This is a genomic window from Pantoea sp. F_5, from assembly GCF_008631595.1.
Classification (GTDB): domain Bacteria; phylum Pseudomonadota; class Gammaproteobacteria; order Enterobacterales; family Enterobacteriaceae; genus Pantoea; species Pantoea gossypiicola.
The window spans coordinates 286690-312000 of record NZ_VWUO01000003.1 but is presented as its reverse complement, the minus strand read 5'-3'; the positions used below and the strand labels follow the sequence as shown (position 1 = coordinate 312000).

At 56.6% G+C, this 25311-nt stretch carries 19 protein-coding genes; 5 read left to right on the top strand and 14 right to left on the bottom strand.

Annotation, left to right across the window (positions count from 1 at the left end):
* Positions 1–82: 82 nt before the first annotated feature.
* On the top strand, positions 83–1411 hold the full coding sequence (gene argA / locus F3I44_RS06115; protein WP_013358908.1) for an amino-acid N-acetyltransferase: 1329 nt from the start codon (positions 83–85) through the stop codon (positions 1409–1411).
* Positions 1412–1460: 49 nt separating this feature from the next.
* On the opposite strand, the gene recD is transcribed toward argA, so the two are convergent.
* The 12 genes from recD to rppH form a co-directional block, all read right to left on the bottom strand.
* A complete protein-coding gene (recD, locus tag F3I44_RS06110; RefSeq protein ID WP_150014090.1) occupies positions 1461–3302 on the bottom strand; it encodes an exodeoxyribonuclease V subunit alpha in 1842 nt (613 codons plus the stop codon).
* A complete protein-coding gene (gene recB / locus F3I44_RS06105; RefSeq protein WP_150014092.1) occupies positions 3299–6838 on the bottom strand; it encodes an exodeoxyribonuclease V subunit beta in 3540 nt (1179 codons plus the stop codon). Before recB ends, recD begins: the two co-directional genes overlap by 4 nt.
* Positions 6835–9726, bottom strand: a complete 2892-nt coding sequence (ptrA, locus tag F3I44_RS06100) for a pitrilysin (protein WP_150014094.1) — start codon at positions 9724–9726, stop codon at positions 6835–6837. The genes recB and ptrA overlap by 4 nt, the downstream gene beginning before the upstream one ends.
* 108 nt (positions 9727–9834) lie before the next feature.
* The gene (gene recC, locus F3I44_RS06095; RefSeq protein WP_150019346.1) at positions 9835–13212 is read right to left on the bottom strand and encodes an exodeoxyribonuclease V subunit gamma; all 3378 of its coding nucleotides are present in this window, start codon (positions 13210–13212) and stop codon (positions 9835–9837) included.
* 101 nt (positions 13213–13313) lie between these two features.
* Positions 13314–13553 carry a prepilin-type N-terminal cleavage/methylation domain-containing protein gene (locus F3I44_RS06090; RefSeq protein ID WP_190285934.1) on the bottom strand — a complete coding sequence of 80 codons (240 nt, stop codon included), beginning with the start codon at positions 13551–13553 and terminating at the stop codon, positions 13314–13316.
* A 46-nt stretch (positions 13554–13599) separates the two neighbouring features.
* Positions 13600–14004: a DUF2509 family protein gene (locus F3I44_RS06085; RefSeq protein ID WP_150014100.1), complete on the bottom strand. Its 405-nt coding sequence runs from the start codon at positions 14002–14004 to the stop codon at positions 13600–13602.
* The gene (locus tag F3I44_RS06080) at positions 14001–14528 is read right to left on the bottom strand and encodes a prepilin peptidase-dependent protein (protein ID WP_150014102.1); all 528 of its coding nucleotides are present in this window, start codon (positions 14526–14528) and stop codon (positions 14001–14003) included. The genes F3I44_RS06085 and F3I44_RS06080 overlap by 4 nt, the downstream gene beginning before the upstream one ends.
* Entirely contained in the window at positions 14525–14995 is a 471-nt protein-coding gene (locus F3I44_RS06075) for a prepilin-type N-terminal cleavage/methylation domain-containing protein (protein ID WP_150014104.1), read from the bottom strand. The genes F3I44_RS06080 and F3I44_RS06075 overlap by 4 nt, the downstream gene beginning before the upstream one ends.
* Before the next feature lie 188 nt (positions 14996–15183).
* A complete protein-coding gene (gene thyA / locus F3I44_RS06070; protein WP_150014105.1) occupies positions 15184–15978 on the bottom strand; it encodes a thymidylate synthase in 795 nt (264 codons plus the stop codon).
* Positions 15975–16856 carry a prolipoprotein diacylglyceryl transferase gene (lgt, locus tag F3I44_RS06065; RefSeq protein WP_150014228.1) on the bottom strand — a complete coding sequence of 294 codons (882 nt, stop codon included), beginning with the start codon at positions 16854–16856 and terminating at the stop codon, positions 15975–15977. Before lgt ends, thyA begins: the two co-directional genes overlap by 4 nt.
* Before the next feature lie 138 nt (positions 16857–16994).
* Complete coding sequence (ptsP, locus tag F3I44_RS06060) at positions 16995–19241, bottom strand: phosphoenolpyruvate--protein phosphotransferase (protein ID WP_150014107.1); 2247 nt, start codon at positions 19239–19241, stop codon at positions 16995–16997.
* Between the two features lie 12 nt (positions 19242–19253).
* A complete protein-coding gene (gene rppH, locus F3I44_RS06055; RefSeq protein WP_009087042.1) occupies positions 19254–19781 on the bottom strand; it encodes an RNA pyrophosphohydrolase in 528 nt (175 codons plus the stop codon).
* A gap of 684 nt (positions 19782–20465) precedes the next feature.
* Here rppH and mutH point away from each other — a divergent pair.
* From mutH to F3I44_RS06030, 4 genes are all read left to right on the top strand, one after another.
* The gene (gene mutH, locus F3I44_RS06045) at positions 20466–21143 is read left to right on the top strand and encodes a DNA mismatch repair endonuclease MutH (protein WP_150014110.1); all 678 of its coding nucleotides are present in this window, start codon (positions 20466–20468) and stop codon (positions 21141–21143) included.
* Between the two features lie 100 nt (positions 21144–21243).
* Positions 21244–21954, top strand: a complete 711-nt coding sequence (locus F3I44_RS06040) for a TerC family protein (protein ID WP_003853954.1) — start codon at positions 21244–21246, stop codon at positions 21952–21954.
* 118 nt (positions 21955–22072) lie between these two features.
* Positions 22073–22291, top strand: a complete 219-nt coding sequence (locus F3I44_RS06035; RefSeq protein ID WP_150014112.1) for a YgdI/YgdR family lipoprotein — start codon at positions 22073–22075, stop codon at positions 22289–22291.
* Positions 22292–22430: 139 nt separating this feature from the next.
* Positions 22431–23471, top strand: coding sequence for an NADP(H)-dependent aldo-keto reductase (locus F3I44_RS06030; protein WP_061063274.1), 1041 nt, complete (start codon positions 22431–22433; stop codon positions 23469–23471).
* Positions 23472–23511: 40 nt separating this feature from the next.
* Here the strand turns inward: F3I44_RS06030 and F3I44_RS06025 are convergent, their stop codons facing one another.
* Both F3I44_RS06025 and lysA read right to left on the bottom strand, forming a co-directional pair.
* Complete coding sequence (locus tag F3I44_RS06025; protein WP_150014114.1) at positions 23512–23961, bottom strand: GNAT family N-acetyltransferase; 450 nt, start codon at positions 23959–23961, stop codon at positions 23512–23514.
* A 3-nt stretch (positions 23962–23964) separates the two neighbouring features.
* Complete coding sequence (gene lysA, locus F3I44_RS06020; protein WP_150014116.1) at positions 23965–25221, bottom strand: diaminopimelate decarboxylase; 1257 nt, start codon at positions 25219–25221, stop codon at positions 23965–23967.
* Between the last annotated feature and the right edge of the window lie 90 nt (positions 25222–25311).

Sequence of the window (25311 nt, the reverse complement as noted above, 5' to 3'; positions counted from 1 at the left end):
CGTCAGGATTAAGACTTGCAAAATCGGGCGTAAAAGCATAAAAATACAGAAAATACGAATAAACATTCACTGAGGGTTGGCCGTGAAGGAACGTAGTACCGAACTGGTTCAGGGTTTTCGCCATACCGTTCCCTATATCAATGCCCACCGGGGTAAAACCTTTGTCATCATGCTGGGTGGCGAGGCGATTGAGCATGAGAACTTCTCTGGCATCGTTAATGACATCGGCCTGCTGCACAGCCTGGGCATCCGTCTGGTGGTGGTTTATGGCGCACGGCCACAGATAGACGCCAGCCTGGCTCAGCAGCAACTGGAACCGGTTTATCATAAATTTACCCGGGTGACTGATGCGCAATCGCTGGAGTTAGTGAAGCAGGCTGCGGGTCGGTTGCAGTTAGATATCACTGCCCGCCTTTCAATGAGTCTTAACAATACCCCGCTGCAGGGCGCGCATATCAATGTGGTCAGCGGCAACTTCATTATTTCACAGCCGCTGGGCGTGGATGATGGCGTGGATTATTGCCACAGCGGGCGTATCCGTCGTATTGATGAAGAGGCGATTCATCGCCAGCTGGATAACGATGCCATCGTGCTGATGGGTCCGGTTGCGGTCTCTGTGACCGGCGAGAGCTTTAATCTGACTTCAGAAGAAGTGGCTACTCAGCTGGCAATTAAGCTCAAAGCGGAAAAAATGATCGGCTTCTGCTCCGAGCAGGGCGTGCTGAACAGCGACGGTGAAATCATCTCCGAGCTGTTCCCGAACGATGCACAGGCCCGCATCGACGAGATTGAAAAGGAAGGTGATTATCTTTCTGGTACGGTCCGCTTCCTGCGTGGCGCGGTGAAAGCCTGCCGCAGCGGAGTCCGCCGCAGCCATCTCATCAGCTATCAGGAAGATGGCGCGCTGTTGCAGGAGCTCTTCTCACGCGACGGTATCGGTACGCAGATCGTGATGGAGTCGGCTGAGCAGATCCGTCGCGCCAATATCAACGACATCGGCGGTATCCTCGAACTGATCCGTCCGCTGGAACAGCAGGGCATTCTGGTGCGTCGCTCACGCGAGCAACTGGAAATGGAGATCGATAAGTTCACGATTATTCAGCGCGACAATCTGACCATCGCCTGTGCCGCCCTCTATCCGTTTATGGATGAGAAGATTGGCGAGATGGCCTGTGTGGCGGTTCATCCTGACTATCGCAGCTCCTCACGCGGTGAGATGCTGCTGCAGCGCGTGGCATTGCAGGCGAAGCAGATGGGACTGCAAAAGCTGTTTGTGTTAACCACGCGCAGCATCCACTGGTTTCAGGAGCGCGGCTTTACGCCGGTTGATATTGAGTCACTGCCCGAGAGTAAAAAAGAGATGTACAACTATCAGCGCCGTTCCAAGGTGTTGATGGCCGACCTGACCTGATTTAATCCTGAAGGGACAGGCCTCCATTGTGGACTGTCCCCCCTTCTTCTCAGCTGGTTTCACCCAGTCGCTCCACCAGACCGCTGCGTCGCTGCGTCTGTAACTGCACGGCGCGCTGAAATACGCCCGGTTCGCTGTAAATGGTCAGTTGTTTGCGGGCACGGGTAATCGCGGTATAGACCAGTTCACGGGTCAGCACCGGCAGAAACTGCGTCGGCATGACCAGCGCAGTGTGGTCGAACTCCGATCCCTGCGATTTATGCACCGTCATCACCCAGGCCGTTTCATGTGAAGGTAACCGGCTCGGCTGGATCGCCTTGATTGACCCATCCGGCAGCGGGAAAAAGACCTTCAGGTTACCCTCTTCATCCCGCAGCGTAATGCCGATATCACCGTTAAACAGGCCGAGCGCACTGTCATTGCGGGTGATCATTACCGGACGCCCGGCATACCAGCGGCTGCCGATACCAGGACGTCGGATGCGCTGCAGCTGCATCAGCCGCTGCTCAATGCGCTGGTTCAGGCCCTGCACGCCAAAAGGCCCGTCACGTAACGCACACAGCAGCTGATAGCGGCCAAAGGCGGCAATCACCTCAGCCGGCTCCGCCTGCTGTCGGATAAGCTGCAGGAAGGGCTGATAACCCTGTGCGACCTCATCGAGCATCACCTGATACGCTTCCGCGCTGTTCAGCGTCTGATAGCTGACATCGTCATGGGCCGCAGCAAACACCGCCCTGACCTGCTCTGCATCACCGCGGTTGATCGCTTTGGCCAGCTGGCCGATACCGGATGAAGCGTCAAAACGATAACTTTTCTGCAACAGGCAGATGCTGTCACGCACGACTGGTGCCTGCCTGTCGTCACTGCCCTGCAATGTACAGCCGGTCAGCAGAGCGAGCTGTTCTGCCCGCGCCAGGCTGTAGCCGCTTTCCGTGCAGCGGCAGATGTCGCCCAGCACCGCACCCGCTTCCACCGAGGCGAGCTGATCGCGGTCGCCCAGAAACACCACGCGGGCATGGGCAGGCAGCGCGGCGATCAGTTTTGCCATCATCGAGAGATCGACCATCGACGCTTCATCTACTACCAGCACATCAAGATGCAGCGGATTGCCGGCATGATAACGTAACCGCTGGGTATCAGGCTGTGCGCCCAGCAGGCGATGCAGCGTGGTGGCTTCGGCGGGGAAACGCCGCCGTTCTTCGTCGCTGACCGCCAGATCCTGCAGCGCCCGGCCCAGAGACTCAGTCAGCCGTGCAGCAGCTTTACCGGTCGGTGCCGCCAGCTGAATCCGAAGCGCGCCGGGATTCAGGCGAATCATGGCGGCGAGGAGTTTCGCCACGGTAGTGGTTTTACCGGTGCCCGGCCCGCCGGAAATAACCGCCGTCTTGCGGGTCAGCGCCACGGCTGCAGCAATTTTCTGCCAGTTCTCCGGCTGGTCACCAAACAGACTGTTCAGCACGTCACCTGCGGCACGCATATCAAACGCGGTTTTGATTTCCTGCACAGCAAAGAAGTCGGCGACCCGGCCTTCACTGTGCCACAGCCGATGCAGATACAAACGCTGGTTACTCAGCACCAGCGGTGTCACACGGCTGCCGTCACTGACGGCCGGCCAGTCTGCCAGGCGTGATGGCCAGTCATCCGGTGCGCCAGCCGCCTGCCAGATGGCCTGGGCCAGTGCAGGTTGACGCCCCGCAAACAGGCTATCTTCACAGAGGTTACTCAGCGGTAAACAGACGTGCCCTTCTCCCGCCTCCGCGCTGACGCAGGCAGCCGCCAGCAGCAGCGCAGGCTGTGATTCTGTCGCCACCAGACGGGCAAACTGAATATCCAGTGGCCGCAGGAGACGCTTCTCAACCGCCTGCAGCAGCAGACTCAGCATGTCACTCATAACATCTCCCCGGTTTCACCAAACAGCGCATCAATCTCTTCCACAAAAGCTTCGGAAGGTCGGGTGGCAAAAATGCCGTTGTCCGGCGAGCTGCCATCCATCCCACGTAAAAACAGATAAAACACCCCGCCAAAATGGTTCTGATAGTCGTAGTCCGGCAGGCGATGCTGCAGATAGCGATGCAGCGCCAGCGTATAGAGCTGATACTGCAGATCGTAACGGTGGCCAATCATCGCCTGCGCCATCGCTTCGGGCGTGTAAGCGGCGTGACTTTCCCCCAGCCAGTTGGATTTGTAATCCAGCAGATAATATTTTCCCTGCCAGCGGAAGACCAGATCGATAAAACCCTTCAGCATGCCGCGCACCTGGCGAAAATCCAGCGGAGCGGCCTGCTGAGAGAGTGTATCGTGACGACGCAGCAGATCGTCAAGATCCGTCGCCGTCAGCAGATTATTGATCGGCAGATAAAACTCCATCTCAATAAGTCTTTCGCTGCCTTTGATAGCCGATAGCGTCAGCCCCTCTGCGTTGAGCGGCGTATGTAACACCCGATCAATCCACTGTTCAATGACCGGTAACCAGCTCAGCGGGTAACCATTGTGCTGTAGCTGATCTTCCAGCCAGATGCGATCCGGCGGTTCGGTAAAGTCGATCGACTCAAACAGGCCGTGCAGGAAGGTGCCGGGTGCGGCACCGCGAGGAAAGTGATGCGGCGTTAATGCCGCCTCTTCACCCCTCTCCTCTTCGCCCGCTGCATCAATATCGAAGTTAGGTAACGCATCCAGCAGTGGCGAGCTGTGATGCTGTTGCAGACCGGAATAACTGGTTACCCGCCAGACATCCGCCAGGGCGCGGGTTACGTCGCGGCTGCTTAACGCCTCGTCGCCCTGCTGTGCATCCTGCCACATTTCGCCCGGCTGCAGATCTTCTTCAACCAGGGCAATCCCTTCACCGGTTAATGCATTGAGTCGCTGGCTGAGCTGCTGCGCATCGGCCGCCTGACCCTGCTGTACCAGGTAGCCCAGCGCGCTCTTGTGCAGATCGCTTTCGCCCTCTTTTTTACGAGTGCCTTTGATCAGCGGTGCAATGCCCACGCTGCAGTGATAAACCGAACGGGTCAGCGCCACGTAGAGCAGACGCAGATCCTCTGCCAGCCGTTCTTCTTCGGCCAGCGCCAGACTCTGCGCATCACCCTGCACATCCAGCAGCGCCGTGAAGTTATCGCGATCGTGATAGAGTGCGCTGGCCGCCTCGCGAAACCCGGCGGCAAACGGCAGCCAGACCAGCGGATACTGCAGCCCTTTCGATTTATGGATGGTGATGATCTGCACCAGATGGCGGTCGCTTTCCAGACGCAGCTGCTGGCTGGAGGCCTGGCTGTTTGGCCGGGCAATCTGCTGCGCCAGGAAGCGCACCAGCGCGTGCGGACTCTCCAGCTGCACCGAGGCTTCCTGCAATAGTTCCCCCAGATGCATCAGGTCAGTCAGGCGACGTTCACCGTTCTCCGAGGCCAGCATATTCTCCGCCAGTTGCCGCTTGATCATCACATCACGCAGCATCGGTAACACGCCACGCTGATGCCATAACTGCTGCCAGATGGCAAACTGCTCCACCAGCGCATCCCACTCGCGCTCATTCTGTGTCAGCGCGTCCAGGGTCGCCGCATCGATGGCAAAAATCGACGTTGCCAGGGCGCTACGCAGCAGCCGTTCCTGTTCCGGTGCCTGTATCGCCTGCAGCAACCAGAGTAATTCGCGCGCTTCCGGCGTGGTATAGACGCTGTCCCGACTGGAGAGATAGACCGACGGAATCGACAATGCATTCAGCGCGTCGCGGATTAAACCGGCCTCATTGCGACTGCGCACCAGCACGGTGATATCGGAAGCCCGCACCGGTTGCAGCGCCTCACCTTTACCCAGCCAGGCTCGTCCCTGCTGTCCCGCCACCAGCCAGCGGCTGATATCGGCGGCACACTGCTGCGCCATAAACTGCTGGTAGTCGCTGTTGGCAACGCCCTCGCCAGGCTGCAGCCAGAAACGCAATGCGGGTTGCTGCTGCTGGTCAAAAATCAGCTTTAGTGACTCGTTGGGTGCAGCAGGCTTAACCGGCTGGAAGGGGATCGCCGAGAAGAGGAAAGGTGAATCGAGCTGAGAAAAGAGGCGGTTGACACTCCCGACCATCTCAGGTGAAGAACGCCAGTTGGTATCGAGCGTATAGTGAGCACTGACTTCGCTTCTGGCCCGCAGATAAGTAAAAATATCCGCACCGCGAAACGCATAGATTGCCTGCTTGGGATCGCCGATCAGTAATAGCGCCTGCTCCGGCTGATTCATATAGAGCGTGCGAAAGATTCGATACTGCTGTGGATCGGTATCCTGGAATTCATCAATCAGGGCCACCGGGAAACGCGCCCGGATGGTTTCTGCCAGCAACACGCCGCCGGGCTGCTGCAACGCCTCATCGAGTTTACTGAGCAGATCATCAAAGCCTAACAGTGCGCGTAACCGCTTTTCACGCTGCACCGTGGCACGCACATCGGTCAGCGCCTGCGCGATGATCACATCGCGCAGCGACAAGGGTTCTGCCAGAAACTGATCGATCGCCTCAAACAGCGAATGTCGCGGGGCGTCGCCTTTTTTGGTTTTCTCATCCAGCACCTGCTGCCCAAAGCGCTCAAGCTCTTTCGGCAGTTGATAATCCAGCGTCTCACTGCTGGCCCACTGCGTGACTTTTGCGACCCAGTTGGGCAGATGTTTACTGCTGTAGCTGCGCTTATCCACGCCAGAAGCACTGATCATGCCTTCAACATCGGCGCTAAGCGTCTGCCACTGCTGTTTGATAGCCTCAATGCGCGCAAGGTTACGGGCGTGGCGTGATGCCAGCGTCTCATCGGCTGCGGGCGGACGTTTCAGGCTGGGTGATTCTCCCTGCAGCCAGGGGCGCAGCGTGGTCAGCAGGCTGTCAGGCCCGCTCCACTCCGCAGCAATGATTCGCGCCACATCCAGACTCAGTGGATAGCATTGACGACGCCAGAAATCAGCGGTCGACTGCTTCAGCAGCGCCTGCTCATCTTCAATAAGCTCCTGCTCAAATAGCATGCCCGATTCAAACGCGTTGAGATTGAGCATCCGCTGACAGAAACCGTGAATAGTGAAGATGGCGGCTTCATCCATCTGCCGCTCAGCAGCCAGCAGCTGCGCGGCGGCCTGACTGAGATCCGGCATCTGCTCCAGCAGTAACTGGTGCATCGGATTGTTGCTTTTGCCGCGGATACAGGCCAGACGTAACTGATGAATATTCTCGCGGATGCGTCCGCGCAGTTCCGCAGTGGCGGCTTCGGTGAAGGTCACCACTAAGATTTCTTCAACCGAAAGCGGGCGGCTGTAGGCGTTTTCTCCGCCCAGCCCCAGCAGCAGCCGCAGATAGAGCAGACCAATGGTAAAGGTTTTTCCGGTTCCCGCTGACGCCTCAATCAGCCGCTCGCCTCTGAGCGGCAGCGTTAAAGGATTCAGCGATACGGGAGGTAACTGCGTCATTGGGTCTCACTCTTTACCGGCAGCGACTGCTGCAATTGCGCCACTTCATTCCAGGTTTTCCAGCCAGGCTGGCGGGCAAATTCAGTTTTGCCATTGCCGGTGCCGGCAATCTGCGAGGTCATTACCATGCCCTTGTGTTCAATCACGGCCTGCCGGAAAAAGTTTGCCAGGCTGGCCGGGGTTAACTGCTGAACCTGCTCGATCACTTTTTGCCGGGTATTAAAGTGATCATTCTGCCGATCAAAGTCGCGGCTAAAACGATCTGCTTCCTCAAAGAGCGTCTGAGGACGCTGCTGCAAATCATTGATCATCGCCTGCTGGTACTGGGCAAAATCTGCCTTACTCATGCTGCGTAATCGTTTTTCTGCCTGTGGATAGAAGGCCTTATAACGCTGCAACAGCCAGTCCGGTTGTTTGCTGTTACTTTGCAGCAGGAAGCCGACACCCCATTGGCGGCCCACTGGCATCTGGAAGGCAAAGACCGCATAGCCGAGCTGCTCTTTAGTACGCAGCTGATTGTAAAACCACGGCTGAACGATCTGGCTCAACATTGAGCTGTGCGCCATGCTCTGATATTCACCATATCCCAGTGGAACATAGAGGGCGGCAAGAGCGGAGTCGGTGCTGCTGCCCTTCTGCTGCAGGTTGGCTTTTAGCGGTTTTTTAATGGTTACATACTGGCTGTGCCAGTCGCGGGTGGCATTACTCTGCATCTGCTGCTTAAGCTCATGTCCCAGTTGCTTCACGCTGTCAGCACTGAGGTTACCCACTACCAGCATCTCTGGCGTCGCATCGCGGAACAGCGTATCGCGGTAGGTCGTCACATCCTTGAGTGAGATTGTGCTGACCAGCCTGCGGCGCGTCTCGCGCTGGGTATAAGGCAGCTGCGACAGCAGTTGCATCGGCTGAATCGCCTGCTCAAACGCCTTGCCTTTTTCTGCCGCGTCCAGCCGCTCCAGATACCAGGATTTAGCCTGCTCAAGCTGCTGTTCTGTCGGCTGGAAAGTGGCATAACCCTCCACCAGTTTCTTCAGTAGCGTCGGCAGACGTTGCGTGAAGCCGTTGGCACTGAACACCAGCCCTTCATCTTCGCCGGTTGTGAAGCTGATGCCGCCCACCGAAGCCTGCGAGTTAAGTTCGTCCAGTGCCAGGCTGGAGAGGTAATCATTCAGGCCAAACAGCACCTGCTGACGGGCGTCGCGGATGGCGTTTTTATTGCGTAACGCCAGGGTGATCGCCGCTTTAGGCTCGCTGGCGTAATAACGGCTGGGCATCCAGTAAATGCGCATACCGTCATTGTTGTCCAGCTTCACCGGATGCTGATACGTTTTTCCGTCCGACGGCAACAGGGTGAAGTCGTCCGGGATATAGGGGTTCAGCACGGGCATCGCCAGCGTGATCTGGCTGGCGCGCTGTTGCCAGTCGGCAAAGGTTTGTGGCGTGATCTTCTCAACCTGATAAGGCGCATCCACAAAATAGGCGGTTTTGTTGTGTGGCTCCTGCGGGCTGATATACCAGATGCGTGCATGCTGCGGGGTCATCTCGTCCAGCCGGGCTTTAATCGCGGCAGCATCGTACTGATCCGCCAGATAAGGCGCATCCAGCGTGTGTTCAACCGGCACACGCAGCATAGTATCAACCAGCCATTCAATGTAATCCATATCGCGGGTGATGGAGGGATAGCGGAAATCGAGCGCCAGCACGTGTGAAACTTCATCGAAATAGCGCTTATCATCGGCCTGCTGACGCAGCAGATTGATGTAGCTGAATATAGCCGCTACCACTTCGTCACGCTGTGCCAGCCCCTTATCCGTGAGTGACGCGGTAATCGCAAATACGCCACTATTACGCTCGGTCATCGGGTCAGCGCCCGCATTGACCCCATCGGCCAGCCCCTGCTTTTGCAGCCAGTCAGTCAGCGTATTTTTGCTGCGGTTGCTGATTAAATAGCTAATCAGCGTGTCGGTTTTACTGCGGAAGCGATCGCTGTTATTGGCAATGCGGAATTCAATTTTGAGCTGCTTGCGCGGCTGGGCCGGAACGTAATGAATGATGATGCCCTGCTGCGCTTCCGTCACCACCGGCACCGTAATCTCCGGCACGCTGGCGTCATGATTTTGCACCCGGCCAAAGGTTCTGGCCGCAATTGATGCCATCTCCGGCAGCGGTTTGTTGCTGTAGATCACCGCCTTCATCAGGTTCGCAGAGTAATGGGTGTGATAAAAATCCAGCAGCGCCTGGTGTAGTTTGCTGCCGGGCTTATCTTTCAATGTTTCAAGATTGCCGCCCGAGAAACGTGACGCCGGATGCGCCGGATTAAGCGTTTCAGCGCCCACCTGGGCCATACGCAGGCCATCGCGCGAGCGCGCCATGGTCAGCTCGGCGTTCACGGCGTGGCGTTCGCGATCGGCGTTAACCGGATCCAGCAGTGGCTCAGCCACCGCATCCGCGAGTCGATCAACCGCCGGTTCCAGCGAATCGTTTTCTACTTCCAGATAAAAGGCGGTGCGGTAAGAGGCCGTGCTGGCGTTGTGGCTGCCGCCATGCTTTTTCAGGAACTCGGCCAGGTTATCCGGCTGCGGGTAGTGCTTTGAGCCCATCAGCACCATATGCTCGAGGTAGTGTGCCAGTCCCGCCTGCTGATTGGGATCGTCCAGCGATCCTATCGGCAGCGTCAGTGCTGCCAGCGATTTCGGTGCGACAGGATCGGAAACCAGTAACACCGTCATCCCGTTATCAAGTCGGATTGCCTGATAGTGGCGAGGATCCTGTTCACTTTTGCGAATGGTGTCGTTAACTGGCTGCCAGCCTGATGATGCCTGCGCCTGTGCTGTCCAGGCCACCAGGCTTAACAATAGCGCCGCTATCCAGCGTACGTGTACCCGCATGTAAACCCCTCTCGTTTCCCGATAAGCCGCCAATCTCTGACACGGCGGCTCAAAGCAGAGCAAAATTTCTGTGTAATAAGCCAGTTAGCAAAAGTGCCTTCTGACCTGCTATTCATCATCCTGATGTGCAGCCAGCACCGGTAAATACCAGTGCTGTGCCGCCTCAGTTATCTGCTGCAATTGTGGCTCATCCAGCACACGGCAAAGACGCTGCAGATAGGGATCGCCGCCCTCGCCCTCAACCTGATAATTACCCTGCCAGGCGGTCAGCAGTCGATTACGCGCTTTGAGCTGCGTCGCTTCATCGGTCAGCAACTGCTGGCTTTTTTTGTCATAGCTGGCGGTCAGCCACGCGCCGCCACTCTTGTTAAGCAACATCAGCGGCTGGCGCATACCCGCGAGATAGCCTGCGACATATTCATTCAGCGCAGCGATCGCCTCAGCCTGCGGCACGGCGAGGAAACACCAGCGGCTCTGCTGCCGGCCAAACATCCGGCTGCTGCCGGTGCCGCCCAGTGCGCAGTAGACCAGATGCTCCAGCCAGAGTAACAGTCCGTCGTTCATGTTGAGCACGCCAGGCCGCCAGCGCAGTAATCCGTCACTCTGCACCTGCGTCAGCCAGCCGGTTAAGCTGACCTGCTCCAGCTGCAGGTTTACTTCCCAGCTCTCGCCATCACTGCGCTGAGTGACCACTTCAGCAGCCACTTCCTGCATCTCATCACGCTGCGCCTGCCAGAACAGCTCACCGAACGCGCCATAAGGCAGATTACCGGCCGCACGATGGTGCGCATAAAGCCGCTGGGTGTCCTCGCCTTCGACCAGGGCATTCAGCAGCTGCGCATTGATTTGGTAACGCTCCAGGTTGTCGAGGGCAAATGGCTCGCTGTCGGGCAGTTCGTTCTCCTCCAGCCAGAAACTTACACCGAGCCGCTGGTGAAACCAGGCGCGGACCGGATGTCGCCAGAAACGCAGAAACGCCTCCAGCGTCAGCGCATCAATTAACGGCGCTTCCAGCGGCTGAACAAAATCAGGTTGCGGCTGCCCGGTTCCCTGCGCGGCAGGCAGCCACTCACGGGCGAAGCTCTGGAGTCTGGCAGCTGGCTGGAAGTTTTCTGCAGCAAATGGCATCCGGCTGTGCAGGTGCTGCAGGTGCATCCGCACCCGCGCAGCACTCTCATCAAGCTCAAGATGACCGTCACCCTCCAGATAAAAACTCTGACCAATGTAATCCAGCAGTTCTGTGACCAGCACCGAAGGGTAGCGTTCCGTATTATCCTGAATCGCGCGTCCGATATAACTGATGTAGAGCTGCTGCTGTGCCGAAATCATCGCCTCCAGAAAGAGGTAGCGATCATCATCGCGGCGGCTGCGATCGCCTTTGCGGGATTGCTGCTGCATCAGGTCAAAACCTAATGGTGCCAGGGTACGGGGATAGACGCCGTCATTCATGCCAAGCAGACAGACCAGTTTAAAAGGAATTGAGCGCATCGGCATCAGGGTGCAGAAGTTAATCTGTCCAGCCAGAAAACGCTGGCTGATGCGCTGCTGATCAAGCCGGCTACGCAAATCATCACGCAACAGCGCCACCGGAATCGCCTCTTCAAAGCGCGCATCCATGCCATATTCGATCAATTGCTGCCACTGCTCTTCCACCAGCAGCAGGGCAGCCTCGGTTTCTGCATCAGGGCTGAAAAAGGCGTTCAGCAATTCCCGGCACAGTGGCAGCCAGGCGACCAGCGGACGGGGTTCGGCCAGCAGTTGCCGCCAGTGATTAAGCCGGGAAAGCAGCTCTGCCAGATGTCCCGCCAGTTCCCCCACCAGACCACTCGACTCGTCATAAGGCAGAATCCCTTCCCAGTCACCGTTGTGGCTCTCCATCGCATAGCCCAGCAGCATGCGCTGCAGGCCAAAGCGCCAGGTGTGCTGGCCGGTAATCGGAAGTGACAGCGCTTCCACGCTGGCATCATCCAGCCCCCAGCGCACACCCGATTCGCTGACCCAGCGCCGGAGTAAGCGCAGGCCGCTTTCATCAATAGAGAAATGAGCAGCCAGCGCCGGGACATCCAGCAGCGCCAGCACATCCTCTGAGACAAAACGGCTGTCCGGCAGTGCCAGCAGATTCAGAAAGGCCACAATGGCCGGATGCGCCTGACTGGCCCGCCGGTCTGAAATCGCAAACGGCAGGTAGCGATCGGCGGGTGCGTTGGCGAACACCGCCTGAATAAACGGCGCGTAAGCGTCGATGTCTGCCACCATGACGATAATGTCACGTGCTTTCAGCGTCGGATCGGTCTCCATCATCGCCAGCAGATGATCCTGCAATACTTCGACTTCACGCTGGGCGCTGTGGCAGACCTGTACCGCAATAGAGCGATCGTTCGGATCCAGGCGGCGCTTCTGATCGCTGTGCGCCAGTTCCGCCGCATTCAGTCCGATGATGGCGTTATCCTGCAGGTTGAGAAGATCGTGCTGCATGCAGTGCAGCAGGTTATCCGGCTCTACATCCACAAACGCATCAATATCGTCGTTTGACTCCATCTGACTGAGCAGAAACAGGTTATCGCGTCCCAGCTTGCCCCATGAGGCAAGCAGCGGGTTAGTGAGCTGCTGTTCGCCAGCGTCGTTAAACAGCGCGGGTGCCTGCTCTGCATCCCGGAAAAGCCCGCGTGATTCATCGGCACCATGACGTCGGCGCTGACGGCTCTGCAGTTTCGCCAGAAACGCATAGTCCTGAATGTCGCCCCAGTAGTCGCGGCAGGGATTGGTGAACAGCAGATGGATGTCGATGTGACGTCCCAGCGCCTGCAACGCCTGCAGATAGACTGGCGGCAGTGCAGAGATACCACAGATGAAGACCCGTTTCGGTAGATTTTCCGGCGTGGTTTTCGCCTGCTCCAGCGTCTGAATAAATCGCGAATAGAGGTTGGCACGGTGCCATTCGGGCTGGCGCAACGCCTGGGTATAACTTACCAGATCGCGCCACAGTGCGGCCTGCCAGCGCTGCGCTTCACCCAGTCCGTCAATGGTTTCGCCACGCTCCCAGCTGTTGAGCCAGTCGGCACGATAAACCAGATACTGGTCGAACAGATCGGCCACGCGTGAACTGAGCTGATAAAGTTTACGCTTGTCACCGTCGTCATGGAGATAGTGGCGTAAAGAGACAAACTCGTCATGTTCGAGCATCACTGGCAGCCGGTGCATCAGCTTCCAGCCCATGCTGGCCTTGCTGAAAGCACTCTCTACCGGGATATCGGGCAGAACGCGGACGAACATCTCCCAGATAAAACTGGCGGGCAGCGGGAATTCAATATTGGCCGCAATGCCAAAGGTTTGCGCCAGCTCCATCTGCAGCCATTGCGCCATTCCCGGGCTCTGCACCAGCACCATTTCTGAGGCGAAAGGATCATCAAGAGGATCATGTTTAATCACCGCCGCCGCCAGAATCTTCAGCACATCAAGCTGATTTGAGTGATAAACGTGAAACATGAAAACTCCTGTGATAACTCAGAACGTGACTGCGGTATTGCGGCACTGTCACTTTACCGCGTATCGCGGTTGAAACCCATCAAAAGGGCGACCCGTGACCTTTAACATCGCAGCCGGGTCAGAGTCGCGCTGCGCTGATAAGGCCCTGTCACATCCGCCCGCTCCAGGGTACAGCCTGAAGGGCCGCTCTGCTGTTGCAGCGTCGATTTCCACCCGGCAACGTCATGCCCTGCCAGGCGCTGCTCAGCCACCCGCCATGCCTCGCGCTGATACCACTGCTGACTGAATCCCAGCGCCAGTGCGCGATGATAGTTCAGCAGCGTGCTGCTGCTTAATGCCATTAACAGCAGAGCAAACAACACTTCCGGCAGACTGAATCCGGCACATTTACTGGCAGGTTGCCGGTGGCGTGAGCGGACAGTAATCAATCCAGCCGTGCGGCAGCGCACTAATCTGATTGCCCCGTAAACGCACCCAATGCCATACCGCCATGCCGCTGCCGCTGGCCTCACCTTTAAGCAGACCGTCATCCTTTTCACCTCGCTGTAAACAGCTGCGCCAGCCCTGGCGATCATCCCGCTGACACAGGGCTGCCTCCGTCGCTGGCCAGCTCAGGGAAAGACCCCATTGCAGCGCCGACTGCGCCCGCCAGAAATCCTGAATAAACTGCTGCTCATCCGCCAGCAGTCGCATTCCCTGCTCAGACATCTTTCGGCTGGCATGCAGCGTAAAACTGCCGATCACCATAATCATCAACACCATGCCCAGCGCACTGCTGCCTCCCTGCTTCACAGGTTTGCGCCCTCCACCCAGCTCTCCACGGTTTCAAGCCAGCGCCCGGCCCGCCCCTGCAGCACTATCCTGATCTGACCGCCCTGCTGGCTGATGCCGAACTGCTCCACTGTCATGAATGCGGGATCGGAGAGCCGTTCCCAGCCCGCTGACTGACACTGGTCAACACCGCGTTGCATCTCAAGCTGCTGCTGGCGCAGGCGAAAGCCGTAGTAGTCACTCTCTGCATGACCAACCGGTTCCCATTTACCATTGCTGTTCTCATCCCAGCGCAGCAGCAGGCAGTTCTCGCTGATTTTCAGCGCACCACTGCCGCACTCACCGTGACAATAACCGGCACGTCGCACTGCCTTTTCCAGCGTCGCCATCATCTGCTGCAACTCCTGACGCAGCTGCGCCTGTTGCAGTACGCCCGCATTCTCCGCCAGCAGCAGCGGCAGAAAACGTCCGGTACTTAGCATCACGACCGCGCTGATTGCCATGGCGATTAGCATCTCCAGCAGGCTGAATCCGTCGATTTTCAACGGCACGTCTCCTCATCCGTTATGCAGAGGCGAATTCGTGCTCTGGCTGAGATAATCAGCCGCATGCGTCCGGCGCTGTTCCCCAGCTCAATACTGCCCGCTTTGGCAACATTGCGGCGGCCATAGAAACCCGGCTCGCCCCGAATGTCATAGAGTGCAACGCCCGCGTGCGGCACGATGAAATGCAGCCGTTTCCCGTGAACACACCCCGCTACGGGGCGGCTGCCGGCACCGATGCACCAGGGATTGCCAGGCTGTGACCATAACACCAGATCGCTATTTTGCCGGTTAGCCTGGGCACGCAGTCGTAGCAGGAATCCCTGCAATTGCTGAGCGCTGTCGCGTAGTTGCTGCCGCTGTTGCCAGCGCTGCCAGCCGTGCAACGCGGTAAGACTGAGCAGGCCGGTAATCACCATCACCAGCAGCAGCTCCGGCAGAGTAAAACCGCGTAAGTGTGCTGTTTTCATGGCGTCAGAGTGCGGGTGATGAACAGCCGAAACAACAGGCTATGTGACAGGCTGGAAAGCGTGCCGCAGAGAATCTTCCCCCACACTCAGGCAGTGGCAGAAGCGTGCGAACGATGTCGCAAATTTACCGGTATGCAGGCAAAAAAAAGCCCCGGCGACGTTGCCAGGGCGTTATCTTTTATCGCGAATCAGATAGCGACAGGCGCTTTGATCGCGGGATGCGGATCGTAGCCTTCAATCTCGAAATCGTCGAACTGATAGTCAAACAGTGACGCCGGTTTGCGTTTGATCTTAAGCTTTGGCAACGGACGCGGCTCGCGAGTCAGCTGCAGGCGTGCCTGCTCCAGATGGTTGCTGTAGAGGTGTGTATCACCGCCAGTCCAGACGAAGTCACCTACCTGCAGATCGCACTGCTGCGCCACCATATGCACCAACAGCGCATAGCTGGCGATGTTAAACGGCAGACCCAGGAAGATGTCGCACGAGCGCTGATAAAGCTGGCAGGAGAGCTTGCCATCCGCCACATAGAACTGGAAGAAGGCATGGCAGGGAGCCAGCGCCATCTCGCTGAGTTCGCCGACGTTCCAGGCAGAAACGATAATCCGACGTGAGTCAGGATCGCGCTTTAGCTGCTCGATCACCTGGCTTAACTGGTCAATTTCCTGACCGCTGGCCGTTCCCCAGCTGCGCCACTGTTTGCCATACACCGGGCCAAGATCGCCATTCTCATCAGCCCACTCGTCCCAGATGGAGACGTTGTTTTCCTTAAGATAACCGATGTTAGTGTCACCTTTCAGGAACCACAGCAGCTCATGAATAATGGAGCGGATATGGCATTTCTTGGTGGTGACCAGCGGAAAACCATCCTGCAGATTGAAACGCATCTGGTGACCAAAAATTGAAAGCGTACCGGTGCCAGTACGGTCAGCTTTTGGTGTGCCTTCGTGCAGCACATGTTGCATTAAATCCAGATACTGTTTCATTTTTCCTCACGAAATTGTGGCTGCGGGCGACGACGATACGCCCAGATCATCATAATAATACCGGCAACAATCATCGGCACAGAGAGGATCTGTCCCATACTGATTCCGCCTTCAAACAGGCCAAGCTGGGCATCCGGCTGGCGGAAGAACTCAACGATGATACGGAAGGCACCGTAGCCAATCAGGAACAGGCCAGAGACGCTGCCCATCGGGCGCGGCTTGCGAATAAACAGGTTCAGAATGATAAACAGCACCACACCTTCCAGCGCCAGTTCATAGAGCTGCGAAGCATGACGAGGCAGTACGCCGTAGGTGTTAAGCAGTTCCTGATATTGCGGATTGGTGGCGGCCAGCGCGACATCTTCGCTGCGGGAGCCAGGGAACAGCATGGCGTAACGGAAGCCCGGATCGACACGTCCCCACAGCTCGCCGTTAATGAAGTTGCCGAGACGACCGGCACCCAGACCAAACGGGATCAGCGGCGCAATGAAATCCGAAACCTGGAAGAAATTACGTTTAGTGCGGCGGGCAAAGATCAGCATCACCACAATCACCCCGATCAGGCCACCGTGGAACGACATGCCGCCATCCCAGACTTTGAACAGATAGAGAGGATTTTCCAGGAACAGCGGTAAGTTGTAGAACAGGACATAGCCGATACGGCCGCCCAGGAAGACGCCCAGAAAACCGGCGTACAGCAGGTTCTCAACTTCCTCTTTTTTCCAGCCGCTGCCAGGTTTGTTAGCACGGCGTACCGCCAGCCACATGGCGAAAACAAAGCCCACCAGATACATCAGACCGTACCAGTGCAGCGAAACCGGTCCGATCGAGAAGATCACCGGATCGAACTGCGGAAATGCAATATAGCCGTTATTCATCATTCACCGTCTATTTTTCAACCCTGAAAAGGGGCGTTGTCAGGCACATAAATTAAGGCTGCGCATCATAGCACAGCCGGTTTTGTGAATTGTCTTGCAAATGTAAACGCGGATAACGCGTAAAGCCTGCTTCAGCGTTTAGCGACCGCCGCGAATCAAACCACCTAATCCGCGCCGCTCCATAAAGGCCGAGACCAGATGGCGAACTTCGGTGGCAGTGTCGGCATTCATTCCCTGCTCGCTGAGCTTCTGTACCTCTTCATGATCCAGATGACGCAACAGGTACTTAACGCGCGGTACGTTTTTACCATTCATGCTGAGATGGTGATACCCCAGGCCTATCAGCAGCGCGACGCACATCGGATCGCCCGCCATTTCACCACACAGGCACAATTCCAGATTGGCCAGGCGGGCTTCCTGCGCAATCGCATTCAGTGCGCGCAGCATCGCCGGATGCAGCGAGTCGTACAGATTCGCGACGCGGGTGTTGTTGCGATCCACCGCCAGCAGATACTGCGTCAGGTCGTTGGTGCCGACCGAGACAAAATCGACCCGTGACGCCAGATGCGGGATCATAAACAGCATCGACGGCACTTCGATCATGATGCCGATACGGGGCGTGGGGATCGCATAGCCCAGCATCTCTTCAACCTCGCGTCCGGCGCGCTCAATCAGCTGCTTTGCGTCGTCAATCTCGTCGATATGACTGATCATCGGCAGCAGGATACTGAGGTTACCGGAGGCAGCATTGGCGCGCAGCATCGCGCGCACCTGCACCAGAAAAATTTCCGGCTGGTCGAGCGTCAGGCGGATGCCACGCCAGCCCAGGCAGGGGTTCTCTTCACTGATTGGCATGTAGGGCAGCTGTTTGTCTGCCCCCACATCCAGCGTTCGCAGCGTTACCGGCTTGTTGTGGAATAGCTGCAACATGCCCTGATACTGCGCCACCTGCTCCTCTTCCGACGGGAAGCCGTTCTGCAGCATAAACGGGATTTCGGTGCGGTAGAGACCGATGCCATCGACCCAGCTGCCCAGCGCCTGTTCATGTTCCGGGCTTAATCCGGCATTCAGCATCACCTGAACGCGTTCGCCACTTTTCAGCTCACCCGGCTGATCGACCACGCCTTCCGCCATTTTGCTCAGCGCGTTCTCTTCGCTGATCAGACGCTGATACTCCTGCACCAGCACCGGCTCGGGATCGATCAGCAGCTCACCGCGATAGCCATCAACGATCAGCAGGCGTTTGTTGAGCTGATGAGGCTGGATGTCAGCGCCCATCACCGTTGGAATGCCCATGGCGCGGGTCAGAATCGCCGCGTGGGAGTTAGCCGCGCCGTCACGCACGACCACACCCGCCAGCCGCTCCTGCGGCAGCTCCGCTAAGGTGGTGGCGGTCAGCTCATCGGCGACCAGCACAAAGCGTTCCGGCCAGGCATTGGTGCCGACCAGGGTATCATCGAGGTGAAACAGCAGACGCTGACCCAGCACCCGCAGATCGCCTGCGCGTTCACGCAGATAGTTGTCAGTCAGGCTGGCGAACTGTTCAGCAAACTTCTCGATCACCTGTTTCACGGCCCACTCCGCGACCGATCCGCGCTCGATCTCGTCGAACAGACCTTTCTTCAGCCGGGCATCGGTTAACAGGTGAGAGTAGAGATCGAAAATGGCCGCGCTCTCTTTCTGGGCGCTGGCGCTGAAGCGTTTGCTGAATCGGCGGAATTCACTGGCCGCTTCGCTCATGGCAAGCGACAGACGCTCACGTTCACGCTGCACATCCAGCGTTGAGGCGGCCGAAACCTGATCGAGCAGAGGCTGCGTCTCATCGACCCAGCCGGGTGCCACTGCTACACCGGGCGCTGCCGCAATCGCGCGCACCCGCGTCTGCCGGAACTGACCAAATAGCTGGCCCATCTGAGACTGCGACAGCAGCGCCGCCATCTGAGTGGCGAGCGTAACCAGGAATGACTCTTCGCTTTCATCAAACTGACGATGTTCGCGCTGCTGCACCACCAGCACGCCAAGAAGCTGGCGGCGGCTGATAATGGGCACGCCGAGGAAGGAGCGATAACGCTCCTCTTTGACTGCGGGGATATATTTAAAGCTGGGGTGACTCTGGGCGTCAGCAAGGTTAATCGGTTCGGCCAGACGGCCCACTAAACCGACGATACCTTCGTCAAACGCCAGTGTCACGGTGCGGCCACGCGGTTTTTTGAGGCCGCGCGTCGCCATCAGGTAATAGCAGCGACGATCGTGATCGGCGAGGTAAACAGAACAGACTTCCGTATCCATCGCCAGACAGATCTCATTGACCAGGATGTCGAGTGCTTCATTGAGACGCGGTGCACTCGCCACTTTTTCTACAATTTCGCGCAACTGAGTGAGCATAAAGGGCGTGGCCTATCCTCTCTTACGTCGATGGGCAGGATTATTTCGCTGCCCCGCACTCTCCTGCATAGACATCACCACGCCAGCGAATTCCTTCATTACCCGACGATAGACATCGCGCTTAAAGGAGACAACCTGACGCACCGGATACCAGAAACTGACCCAGCGCCAGCCGTCAAATTCCGGCGTGCTGCTGTGCTGCACATTGATATCCGCGTCATTACACATTAACTGCAGAAGAAACCACTTTTGTTTCTGGCCGATACATACCGGCTTTGTGTCCCAACGCACCAAACGTTTTGGCAACTTGTAACGTAACCAGTTACGGGTAGAGGCAAGTATTCGAACATCTTTCCTGTGTAATCCAACCTCTTCGAACAGTTCGCGATACATCGCCTGTTCTGCGGTTTCACCGGGATTGATGCCTCCCTGAGGAAATTGCCAGGAATGCTGTCCAAAGCGCCTGGCCCATAACACTTGTCCCTGCCGGTTACAGATTACGATACCAACATTCGGGCGGTAGCCATCATCATCGATCACCGGACTACCTCAAAGCAAAATTTGAATGGCCTGATTGTTTCACACTCCTTACAGGCGGTAAACCACTGGATTCATGGGGGGTTGAGCCATTAATAGCGGGATAACTCACAGAAAAGGGCAAAGTTATAAACAAAAACCGCAAAAAATATCGATCTTATTCACCTTTTCTGTGGATAGCTTTGTGCAGAACGCGGGAGTTAACTGAATAACCCCGCCATCGCACCCGGGAGAGCCGAAAAGAGTTAATTTATTATTTGTTTGATTATAAAGGAAATTAATGAAAAGTCCTGCTTCAGAAGCTTTCTATAAACAGCGAATATTTTTACGCCCACATACAATTGATTAAATTATAATCACATCGCTTTTTATCCACAGATAATCGCTCATCGTTAGGTCAGAGCGGTGAAATTATGCTCAGATAACGAAAAGTCAAGGCTGTAAATGGAACCAGTACTGCAAAGATAAGGGGGTTATCCCACTTTTCTGTGGATAACCGGGCTGGAGATCCTGTTCATTGTTGCGGGTAAGCTGGGATAACCCTGGCTCATCGCCGATAGCGCAAGGCCAATCCACTCAAAAAAGCATGATCTATCATGTTATTATCGAGCCCGGACACGATTCATTTTAGCGGGACAACTTACTTATCCGCACCTGTACAAATTTTAATCATTGTGAGTTATCAACATGCGTTATCCACCAGGACCACCCGAAGATGAAGCCAGCCTGCTGGCACGCGCGCAGGATTTAGCCGGATTACCTATGGAAACCCTGGCTGCACGTGCCGGTCTGCCCATGCCTGTGGATCTTAAACGCGATAAAGGCTGGGTCGGCATGCTGCTGGAGTGGCACCTTGGGGCGAGCGCGGGCAGCAAAGCGGAACAGGACTTTGCCCATCTGGGTATCGAACTGAAAACCATCCCGATTGATGCACAGGGTAAACCGCTGGAAACGACCTTTGTCTGTGTCGCACCGCTGACCGGTAACAGCGGCGTGACCTGGCTCACCAGCCATGTGCGTCACAAGCTGGCGCGGGTGTTGTGGATCCCGGTTGAAGGTGGGCGTGAAATTCCGCTGCGGGAACGTCGTGTCGGTGCGCCGCTGTTATGGAGCCCGAATGCGGAAGAAGATGAGATGTTGCGTCAGGACTGGGAAGAACTGATGGATATGATCGTGCTGGGGCGCGTTGAGCAGATTACCGCGCGGCATGGTGCCTGGCTGCAAATCCGGCCCAAAGCCGCCAACAGTAAGGCACTGACCGAGGGAATTGGCGATCAGGGCCAGCCCATCATGACACTGCCGCGCGGCTTCTACCTGAAGAAGAGCTTCACCGGTCCCCTGCTGGCGCGCCATTTTCTCCTGTAAATCGCTTACCCTGCGCGACCAGCGTCGCAATTTTGTGGGAGATTGGCGAATTCAATGCGTATAATCGCCGTTTACTTTTCGTTTAGGATTGAATGCCGGTATGTTTGAGTGGATTTCCGATCCCAACGCCTGGCTGGCGCTGGGCACCCTGACCATCCTTGAGGTGGTGCTGGGTATTGATAACATTATTTTCCTGTCGCTGGTGGTCGCTAAACTACCAAAACACCAGCAAGCCAGTGCACGCCGCATTGGTCTGATGGGGGCGATGTTAATGCGTCTTGGCCTGCTGGCTTCCATCGCATGGGTCGCCCGTCTGACTAATCCGCTGTTTACGCTGATGGATCATGCGTTCTCGGCGCGTGATTTGATTCTGCTTTTTGGCGGTCTTTTCCTGCTGTGGAAATCGAGCATGGAGATCCATGAAACGATTGAAGGCAGCGAAGGCGAGCACAACACCCGCGTTCATTCGTTTCTTGGTGCGATAGTGCAGATCATGATGCTCGACATTATTTTCAGCCTCGACTCCGTGATTACCGCCATCGGTCTCTCCGATCATCTGTTTATTATGATGGCGGCAGTGGTCATTGCAGTACTGATGATGATGTTTGCGGCACGCGCTATTGGTGAGTTTGTAGAACGCCATCCGTCAGTGAAAATGCTGGCCCTCTCCTTCCTGATTCTGGTCGGTTTTACCCTGATTCTGGAGAGCTTCGCGGTTCACGTACCAAAAGGTTACATTTATTTTGCTATGTTCTTCTCCATGGCGGTTGAGTGCCTTAACCTGATGCGCAGCAAGAAAAAGCACGCCTGATAAAGTCAAGGGCGAGGAGGCTCGCCCGGTTATTTTCAGAATCCTACGATTAACCCTGCCGGCAAAACCATTTATTACTACACTTTTTGCACTTAACGATTTGTGAGGAAGAAGCGTGATGAAAGGGTGGGCAGGCGTAGCAATGGTGATGGTAACCGCAGCGTTCCTGAGTGGATGTAGTTCTGATTATGTCATGGCGACCAAAGATGGCCGGATGATCATGACTGAGGGAAAGCCGAGCATTGATAAAGAGACCGGCCTGGTGCAGTACACCGACCAGACGGGTCACGAGGTGCAGATTAACAGCGATGAGGTTTCAACGATCATTGAACGTTAAGTGCCCGATTTAATTACCTGCCACCGATTCCGCGCTGGCAGGTGATTTCCCCGACTTTTCCCCCTTCCTTCCTCGCCGTTGCTCGCGCTATAGTCCCTGAGGACACAACATTCCATTCCATAAAAAAAGGAAGCTGGCAATGCACTATCATCGTATTCCCCACAGCACGCTGGAAGTGAGTCAGCTGGGGTTGGGCACTATGACGTTTGGCGAACAGAACAGCGAAGCCGACGCCCATGCTCAGCTGGATTTGGCTATCCGTTCCGGCATCAACTTTATTGATACCGCCGAAATGTATCCGGTGCCACCGCGCCCGGAAACCCAGGGTCTGACCGAACAATATATTGGCAGCTGGCTTAAACAGCGCGGCAGCCGCGACAAAATCATTCTGGCCAGTAAAGTGGCGGGTCCGTCACGCGGTAATGATGCGTCGATTCGCCCGGATATGGCACTTGACCGTAAAAACATCCGTGCTGCACTCGATGCCAGCCTGAAACGCCTGAACACCGACTACCTTGATCTCTACCAGCTGCACTGGCCTCAGCGCCAGACTAACTATTTTGGCAAGCTGGGCTATCAGTACAGCGAGACCACAGCGCAGGTGACGCTGCTGGAGACGCTGGAAGCGCTGACTGAGCAGGTGCGCGCCGGTAAAATCCGTTATATCGGCGTGTCGAACGAAACCGCGTGGGGCGTGATGCGCTACCTGCAGCTGGCGGAGAAGCATGAACTGCCGCGCATTATCAGCATTCAGAATCCCTACAGCCTGCTGAACCGCAGCTTTGAAGTGGGTCTGGCCGAAATCAGCCAGCATGAAGGCGTAGAGCTGCTGGCGTATTCAAGCCTGGCGTTTGGTACGCTGAGCGGCAAATATCTGAACGGAGCGCAGCCTGCGGGCGCACGTAATACCCTGTTCAGCCGTTTTACCCGCTATAGCGGCGAGCAGTCACAGAAAGCGATTGCCGAATATGTGGCGTTAGCGCAACAGCATCAGATTGACCCGTCGCAGATGGCGCTCGCCTATGTGCGTCAGCAGCCGTTTGTGGCCAGCACGCTGCTGGGCGCCACGACGCTTGAGCAGTTGCAGATTAACATCGACAGCTTCAATCTGACCTTAAATGCAGAGATTCTGGAAGGTATTGAGGCGATCCACCGCCGTTACACCTATCCTGCGCCATAAGCACTCTGTTGCCAGCTGCCGCAGGGGCGGCTGGCCTCTCTCACAGGTCACGATAATAGAGCTTTACCGGCTTATCGGGGTACTCCAGCGCCTCTCCCTGCGGCAGCCAGCCAGACCGTTCATAATATCCCCCAAACGTTGACCACAACCACAGCCGTGGATAGCCGCGAGCCTGTGCATAAGCAATGACGTGCTGCTGCAGCGCCTCACTGACCCCTTTGCCGCGCGCCGACTCATCCACATAGAGCGCCGCCAGCCACGGATAGAGATCCTGACGGCTGATCAGATCGCAGCGCCAGAATCCCACCGTGCCGATTGCCCTGCCCGCCTCCACGGCGACAAACGTCACCGGAAAATCAGCGCCAGCCAGGCTGCTGTTCACTACGCTGGCGAAGAACGCCCGGCTACTGGCTTCACCAAAAGCGCGCCACTGCCAGTCGATGATCTGATCGGCAAACTGCGGCACATCGCTGAGCGGGACGATTTTCATGGGTTAATTGATTTCCAGCGCCAGCAACGACTCAATTGTCTGCGCGCGACGGATTTCGCGCGGCTGGCCCTGTTCAAACAGCACTTCCGGGATCAGTGGACGGCTGTTGTAATTAGAAGACATGGATGCGCCGTAAGCGCCAGTGTCGTGGAACACCAGATAATCGCCCACTTTTGCCGCCGGAATCGCGCGCGGTTCAACCATGCCGCCCTCTAGCTGGGTGAAGACATCGCCCGATTCGCATAGCGGCCCCGCAACCACCGTGTTGATGGTCTGCTGCTCATCAATCGCCCGTTCATCGCCTGCCATCAGCGAGATATGGTGATAGCTGCCATACATGGAGGGGCGCATCAGGTCACTGAAACCAGCATCGACCAGCACGAAGTGACGGCTGCCCATCGACTTCACTGCCCGCACCTGCGACACCAGCACGCCCGCTTCGGCCACCAGGAAACGGCCCGGTTCAATCTCCAGTTTAACCGCATGACCCAGATGCTGAGCGATACGCAGACGTGCCGCGTCCCACAGTCCAAAGTAGTGATCGGTATCGATCGCCTCTTCACCGTAGCGATAAGGGATAGAAAGACCGCCGCCTGCGGATATCGCAGTCAGATCCTGACCCGATGCCATCACCAGCCCCACCATCGCATCACTGACCTGCTGCAGATGCGCATAATCGACGCCTGAGCCGATATGCATGTGAATGCCCACCAGCTTCAGGCCGTGCTGCTGAATCGCTGCCAGCGCCTCGGCTAAATCGCCGTGCCAGATACCGTGCTTGCTGTTTTCACCGCCGGTGTTGGTTTTCTGGCTATGACCGTGACCGAAGCCTGGATTCACTCGCAGCCACACCGCATGTCCCGGTGACACCGCACCGAGCTGATGCAGCATATCAATCGAACCGGCATTGACCGGCACCTTCAACGCGGTAACCCGCGCCAGTGTCGGCTGATCAAACAGATCCGCGGTAAAGACGATCTCGTCACCGCCAGGCTGGTAGCCAGCAGCCAGCGCACGTTCTATCTCACCCAGCGATACCGAATCCACTTTTACACCCGCTGCGCGCATCAGGCGCAGGATATGAATATTTGAGCAGGCTTTCTGCGCAAAGCGCACCACATCAAACGCCTGCAACTGAGCAATACGCGCCTGAATAATCTGCGCATCATAAGCCCAGAATGGCCCGGCATAACGGCGTGCCAGCGGCAGCAGGTTAGCGGCGTTGAGGGCGGTGTCGGTACTCTGTAAGGAACGTGGCATAGCAATTCTCCTGTGGCAATAACTGCATTAAGCCAGAATCATGCCATAGCGAAAAATATCTGTTTTAATAGCATCTATTCAGAATGGATA